1 protein-coding gene is annotated in these 293 nt (G+C 57.0%); it reads right to left on the reverse strand.

Going from position 1 to position 293, the window contains the following annotated elements; translation table 11 throughout:
- Positions 1-293: DUF444 family protein (locus KZZ04_RS18775; protein WP_219423762.1), on the reverse strand; the 293-nt coding region annotated here is incomplete at both ends.

The raw sequence follows: 293 nt of genomic DNA on the forward strand, positions 1-293 counted from the left end.
TCACCAGCAGGTTGTATTTGAGGTCAAAGGTATCAAGAAACGGCACACGGTGAATTCGCGCGCTGAGCTTCTCGATTTCTGCCTCGATTTCCTGGATATCGCCGAAGTTGTCCGGTTCTTCTCGCTTCAAACGCGCCAACTCTTCCTTGGCCTGTTTCAGTTTGGCGCGGCTGCTGCCCGACAGTGCGATGCGGCGTGCATGAGCCGAGCGCAGGGTGCGGATGATGTTGATCCGTGACGGATTACCCTCGTTGCTGATCCCGGCGCGCACGGTTTTGAACGTATCGGTGCCG

Source organism: Pseudoalteromonas sp. CR1, from assembly GCF_019392235.1.
In the GTDB taxonomy this organism is placed as follows: domain Bacteria; phylum Pseudomonadota; class Gammaproteobacteria; order Enterobacterales; family Alteromonadaceae; genus Pseudoalteromonas.